Genomic DNA, 6,326 nt, shown 5'->3' on the forward strand with positions numbered 1-6,326 from the left:
ACTCGGAAAAGAAATTTAAAGAGGGGGGGTGACAAATGTCTATGATTTCTACAATCACCTTAGAATGAAGATTCACTTTTTATTGACTTATTTTTTCAGTTTTCAAATTATAATAATTCTGAATAAAAAAGAGTGGTGGCAGCATTTCATGATTATGTATGTCTTGTTCTTACTCGTATCTTCTGCGGAACCAGTCTGGCATTAGGTAACCAATGTATGTGGGCACCGCTGATACTAGTGCTAGGGTCCATCCAACAAACAGAAAGATTGTCCAACCTCCAGTGACACTATCAATAAGATAGCTCAGGAAGAACAAGATGAAGAGCACCGCCGTAATAGATACAAGTAAAAATCCTCTTTTGTAGAGTTTACTATCGGTTAGACGCATAGCTTTTATAGCGTAGTAACTCAGCAAGCCTTGAGTTATTAATCCAAGCATAAAGGCGAGCGCCCAGTTAATGGTAATACTTTGTATATTGAATAATAGAGAAGCCAGGACGATGGCTAATAAAACTAGGTAAGGGACTATATATTTTCTCTTTACTTCTTTGAAAGCCTCTAGAGTGAACAAGAAGATAAACAGATGTCCTATCATCGCAGCTATAAGTGCAGCACTCCACTGGTAAACTAAAGTAATAAAGTATCCCTCCAAATAGAGTACTAATTGAAAGGTAAACTGGTCGAAAAGTAGAAGCATTCTTTGGGGCCCGATTGGTATAAAGTAACCGGTCAGTAAATAGGGAACAATAGCATAATCCATCAGTATCAGAAACCAGTACTTAGTATAGACAAGATGCCCATAAGCTGCAAATAGTGCACCGAAAGTGAACATTAAATAAGTTAAAGAAAGATATTTGATAGCTTTTCTTTGCCTTTGCCGATAGCGTACTGCAAAAATGATACTAAAACCGAATAATAATACTGCCATCAAGATCTCGTAAATTATCAAGTCATTTAAAATACCTAAATTAATCACTTTTCGCATCCCCGAAATCTAATGTGATTCTTATAATAATTATTTTTTAATATTCTTTTATAATTATATTTAGAAAAAACCTGTAATTATAGCTTTTGTTCAAGAGAATCCTATTTTTGTAAAAACGATAGTTTGATTAAATTTTTCCTCATTAAACTTTTCAGTTTTAAAAGCAACAACCAATATTGCATTTTTTAATAAGAGAATATTTAAGAGTTTATAGAATATGATTCTTTGTCAAGAATTATAACACTCACACAATTATAAAAAAGGGTTATATTTATTGTTCATAATTCTGTTTGATTCTAATAGAAAATGATTATGGTGGTGTAAAGATTGGCTATTAAGAGGGCTTTAATCAGTGTTTCGGAAAAGACAGGAATTGTGGGCTTCGCTGTTAAGTTGCATGAAATGGGGGTCGAGCTAGTCGCAACCGGAGGAACTGCAGAATTATTGAAAAAATCGGTTCCAGTGACTACTGTTTCTAGCATTACCAAGTTTCCAGAAATGCTTAATGGGCGAGTAAAAACGCTTCATCCCTCCATTCACGCTGCCATACTTGCAAAGCGAATTTCTGAGCACCTAAAGCAGCTGAGTGAGCACAATATCGTGCCCATAGACTTGGTGGTTGTAAATCTCTATCCCTTTAAAAAAACCATAGAGGAAAGCGATGATCTGGAAAAAGCTCTTGAAAATATTGATATCGGTGGTGTGGCTCTCATTAGGTCTGCCGCAAAAAATTACCGTGACGTAGCGGTGGTGGTAAATCCTTCTAGATATGATGATATTATTGAGGAGTTGGAGGAAGGGGGTGACATCAGCGACACAACTAGGGAACAGTTAGCGTTGGAAGCCTTTCTACACACTGCTGAGTATGATGACGCAATTTCTAGTTTCCTACAAAAGAAATTTATAAGCTTAGAATTTCCAGAAAATCTGAGTTTAAAATACCGGAAGATTCAAGATTTGAGCTATGGAGAGAATCCGCATCAGAAGGCTGCATTCTATGCCGAGGCGGATATTAAGGAGTCATGTGTGGCCAACGCAGTTCAACTACACGGTAAGTCTCTTTCCTTCAACAATATCTATGATGCTAATGCGGCTTTCGAATTGGTGAAGGAATTCAAAGAGCCTGCAGTATCAATCATAAAACATACAAATCCCTGTGGTGCAGCGATTGGAAAAACAATAAGTGATGCTTATTGCAAAGCACATGAAACTGATCCTGTGTCAGCCTATGGAGGCATTGTGGGTTTAAACCGCGAGGTGGATAAGGAGACCGCAGAACAAATAGCATCCACCTTTAAAGAATTAGTAATAGCTCCCGGTTTCACCGAAGAAGCTCTTCAAATTCTAAAGCAGAAGAAAAACCTGAGGTTGCTGAAAACGCCTCCCATGACCGCTCCTCTTCCTGGATGGGATATGAAAAAGGTTGTGGGTGGACTCCTAGTGGAAACCAGGGATGTGGGTAGAATAGATTCAGCTGAATTTAAAGTGGTGAGTAAGAGAGAGCCGACCCAGAATGAATGGAAGGCAGCCCTCTTAGGTTGGAGAATAGTAAAGTACGTGAAATCCAACGCTATTGTTATTGTGACAGAGGACATGGCTGTGGGAATTGGCGCGGGGCAGATGAGTAGAGTTGACGCCGCAAAGATAGCTATCGAGAAATCCGAGGGGAGAGCCAAGGGTGCTGTCCTGTGTTCAGATGGCTTCATTCCTTTCAGAGATACTGTTGATGAGGCGGCAAAAGTGGGCATAACTGCAATAATTCAGCCGGGGGGCTCAGTAAGAGATGACGAAGTCACCAAAGCTGCGGATGAAAACAACATGGTGATGATTCACACAGGAATAAGACACTTTAAACACTAATAAAGCTTCTAATGGTAGGGATTCGCAGAATTTTTAAGTTGTCTGGTTCTTGTTCTTCCAAACAAAATATCCATTTTAATTTTTAGAAGGGGCCATGATGCAAGAAATCTCGATTCCCAGTGGCGTTTTGAAACTACTAAAAAAGCAGAAGTACCAGATTGTGGGGAGACACTCCGCGGTGAAAAAATGCCGATGGCTGCAAAACAGTCTAGTTCAGAATAGACATTGTTATAAACAGGAATGGTACAACATAAAATCTCACAGATGCTTACAAATGACCCCCACAGTCATCCATTGCACAAATCGATGCCTTTCATGCTGGAGGGTAGAACCCGGAGACCACGGATACCACTGGGATCAACTGGCTATTAGAAATTTTGAAGTAGACTCTCCAGAAGAAATAATAGCAGGGTGCATTGATGCTCAGAAAAAAATTTTATCAGGGTTTAAACCCTCTGGTCATAGCAAGGTTTCTTGGGAAAAATGGGAAGAGGCAATGGAGCCCAAACACGCAGCGATAAGCTTGGCGGGGGAGCCCACCCTTTATCCAAGGCTGAGTGAGTTAATTGAAGAGTTTCATAGAAGGGGAATCACCACCTTTCTTGTGAGCAATGGGAATCTTCCCGAAGTGCTTGAAGAGATCACGGAACCCACTCAACTCTACATTTCCGTATACGGATCGAATAAGGATGTTTACCGAAAGGTTTGTCGCCCCCTTCTTAATGACGCTTGGGAGAGGCTGATGAAAACTCTGGAATTGCTTCATAGTTTTAAATGTCCCACGGTTATGCGGTTAACCCTAACTAATGGTTTGAATTTTTCCGATCCTGCGGGATACGCCAAACTAGTGGAAAGAGCCAATCCCACCTATGTGGAGTGTAAGAGCTATGTTTCCGTGGGGTCCTCCCTACTGAGGGGTCTGAGTCCGGATAACATGATATGGGCCCGAGATATAAAGAAATTCGCGGAAAAAGTTGCTGAACATTGCGGCTACGGTGTGATTGGTCACTCGGTTCCTAGCAGAGTTACCCTTCTAAGCAGGCTGAAAAAGCCAATAAAACTGGCTTAATATGTTCTTTTGGTGGTAGGCTTGGAAAACCTTACTGAGGGTGTTCTGGCTCTTGCTATAGCTGTTCACCTATCTTCTCAGGGATACTATGTTGTTTTACAACCCGAAATACCGGGAAAGAAGTATCGCCCCGGTGTCTCGGCCATTAAGCCCCGCCTAAGCGAACTCAAAAAACGTTCAGAGAAAGGATTTATCCCTCCTGAAATTGCTTACACTCTGGGTGATGATGATTGGGTAGATGAGGAAACAATTATGCAGGAAACCAAAATGGATATTGAATCTCTTAGAGATCTTACAAGTAAGTGTTCGGGTTGGGTTGAGAGCAGATTTGAGAGCGGAATTAAGTATTGGCGGTTGAAGGATTACCAGGTTCCCTCCAGAGAATGTGTTATGGTTAATTGTGGATTCGAAAATCCGGTTAGAGCTATTCGAACGCTAAGAGATTTAAAAGACTGCTGTAACAGAGCATACCTAGTATTTCCCTTTTATGTGGATGATGTTTTTCTCGATCACTGTGTTGAAAGTGATGTTGGATTACAGGTTTTTCACCCAGAGGTAGGATTCTTTAAGGAATTGATACCGGCAGAATTTGAGGACATAAAAAATTCTAAATCCTATCGGTACCTTTGTGAACTTATATTGAATAAAAATCTACCCTACAGGGTGGAAGAAAAATAACAGAGGACTCAAGTTTGTCACATAGTCTAGTGATATCTATATCTGGAAAAGGAGGCGCTGGTAAGACAACTTTCACAGCTTTGCTATTAAGAGAGCTGATAAGGTCGAGTGATTATAGAGTGCTTGTTATCGATGCCGATCCTGCTATGAATCTACCCGCGGTCTTGGGATGCAAGGTTAAGGAGACTGTTGGAGAACTGGTTGATAGGCTGGAAAAAGAGGTTAATCCGGACGAGGTTACTGTATCTTTTGAGCAAATGATTTGGGAAACCATAACGGAAAACGAAGACTTTGCCCTTCTCGCCATGGGAGCCACTGAAAGAGATGGATGTTACTGTACTGTTAACCGTGTTTTAGCCCGGATAATTGATTCAGTATCCAAATTGTACGATTTAGTTTTGATGGATATGGAGGCGGGGTTGGAGCATATCAGCCGGAGGACTGATAGGGATGTGGATATTTTCTTTATTGTGACTGACGCTTCAAAAATGGGTCTTCACACCGCTAGTAGAATAATTGAACTCACAAAAACGCTGCATGTTGACTTCAAACACATGTATCTTGTGGGTAACCGGTTTCCGAAAGAGAGTGTAAAGATACTCTATGATTTTGCTGAGGAGAAAAATATTGAATGTATTACTTCCCTACCTGTTGATCAGAATATTTCACAGTTTAATCTCTTAGGAAAACCTTTACTCGAGCTTCCGGAAGATTCATCAATTCTTCTGAATTTTAAGAATGTCGTAGAAAAATATGTAGAACCACTTTTATAGCCAGCCTGTGGCAAAATTTTTTAAATATTTAAAAGTAAATTTGTAAAGCTCAAAATCCTTCATCGGAGTAGGTAATATTGGTTGAACTAACAAAGGATAACATAAAATTGGTAAAAGATACCTTAAACTCTTCACCCTTTTACAAGCTTATAGGCATGGAAGTCGTAGATATAAAGGAAAGTTACTCCAGGTTGAGAATACCCTTCAAAAAGGAACTGCTTCAGATACAAGGAGTGGCTCATGGAGGGGTTGTAGCATCAATAGCTGATGCAGCGGTGGCCATAGCTTTATTCTCTTTGGTGGATTTGAATGACATTTTATCCACCATTGAATTGAAGGTGAACTATTTAGCACCTGTAAAATCTGGAGAAATCATCGCTGAAGGTAGAATAGTCCATAAAGGCTCCAGAATCGCACTAGGAGACGCAGAAGTAAGGAATGAGGGTAAGCTGGTAGGTAAGGCCCTGGTTACCTATATGATTATTAAGGGTGAGGGTAAGGAATTACCGTACCAAAAAGAATTAGAAAATAAAAAATAGGTTGGTTTAATGATTTTACTGTAAAAACTTTATTTAGTTTCGGTGTCTTCTCTGGTTACTTTACTTTTTTCGTGAATATTGTTCTAGTCTCTGTGATTCCGCCTATTTTTCTAATCTTGTTTAAAATGAAATCCATCCCAGTTTCCACATTTTTTATATCTATTTCCGCAAGAAAATCGTATTCCCCGGTGAGCAGATAGACCGCACTAACCTCATCCAGTTTCGCTAGATCTTGGGTCACTTTGACTTCCTTTCCAACCTCTACCTTTCCAATAAGTATTATCAATCTCTTCCCTCCAAAAATTGAGCCTATTAACTTTTTAAAGTGTTGGTGTGGCTTATAAAAATATTTGACCGAATCTGAAGTTAACAGTATCCCCGCTTTGTTAGTCTAGTATCATATTTTTCAACTCCTCGGTTTT

At 39.8% G+C, this 6,326-nt stretch carries 7 protein-coding genes; 5 read left to right on the forward strand and 2 right to left on the reverse strand.

Annotation, left to right across the window (positions count from 1 at the left end; all coding sequences use genetic code 11):
* Positions 1 to 169: 169 nt before the first annotated feature.
* Positions 170 to 976: a hypothetical protein gene (locus tag ACUVXA_RS14270; RefSeq protein ID WP_445871948.1), complete on the reverse strand. Its 807-nt coding sequence runs from the start codon at positions 974 to 976 to the stop codon at positions 170 to 172.
* Positions 977 to 1,312: 336 nt separating this feature from the next.
* Between ACUVXA_RS14270 and purH the strand changes: the two genes are divergently transcribed.
* The 5 genes from purH to ACUVXA_RS14295 all read left to right on the forward strand — a co-directional run bounded on the left by purH (position 1,313) and on the right by ACUVXA_RS14295 (position 5,904).
* Complete coding sequence (purH, locus tag ACUVXA_RS14275) at positions 1,313 to 2,845, forward strand: bifunctional phosphoribosylaminoimidazolecarboxamide formyltransferase/IMP cyclohydrolase (RefSeq protein WP_445871949.1); 1,533 nt, start codon at positions 1,313 to 1,315, stop codon at positions 2,843 to 2,845.
* A gap of 94 nt (positions 2,846 to 2,939) precedes the next feature.
* Entirely contained in the window at positions 2,940 to 3,914 is a 975-nt protein-coding gene (gene twy1 / locus ACUVXA_RS14280; RefSeq protein WP_445871950.1) for a 4-demethylwyosine synthase TYW1, read from the forward strand.
* Between the two features lie 21 nt (positions 3,915 to 3,935).
* Positions 3,936 to 4,592 carry a hypothetical protein gene (locus tag ACUVXA_RS14285; protein WP_445871951.1) on the forward strand — a complete coding sequence of 219 codons (657 nt, stop codon included), beginning with the start codon at positions 3,936 to 3,938 and terminating at the stop codon, positions 4,590 to 4,592.
* A gap of 14 nt (positions 4,593 to 4,606) precedes the next feature.
* Positions 4,607 to 5,365, forward strand: a complete 759-nt coding sequence (locus ACUVXA_RS14290) for an ATP-binding protein (protein WP_445871952.1) — start codon at positions 4,607 to 4,609, stop codon at positions 5,363 to 5,365.
* A 77-nt stretch (positions 5,366 to 5,442) separates the two neighbouring features.
* The gene (locus ACUVXA_RS14295; protein ID WP_445871953.1) at positions 5,443 to 5,904 is read left to right on the forward strand and encodes a PaaI family thioesterase; all 462 of its coding nucleotides are present in this window, start codon (positions 5,443 to 5,445) and stop codon (positions 5,902 to 5,904) included.
* A 55-nt stretch (positions 5,905 to 5,959) separates the two neighbouring features.
* On the opposite strand, the gene ACUVXA_RS14300 is transcribed toward ACUVXA_RS14295, so the two are convergent.
* The gene (locus ACUVXA_RS14300; protein WP_445871954.1) at positions 5,960 to 6,190 is read right to left on the reverse strand and encodes an Lrp/AsnC family transcriptional regulator; all 231 of its coding nucleotides are present in this window, start codon (positions 6,188 to 6,190) and stop codon (positions 5,960 to 5,962) included.
* Positions 6,191 to 6,326: the final 136 nt, after the last annotated feature.

The organism is Candidatus Jordarchaeum sp. (genome assembly GCF_052745115.1).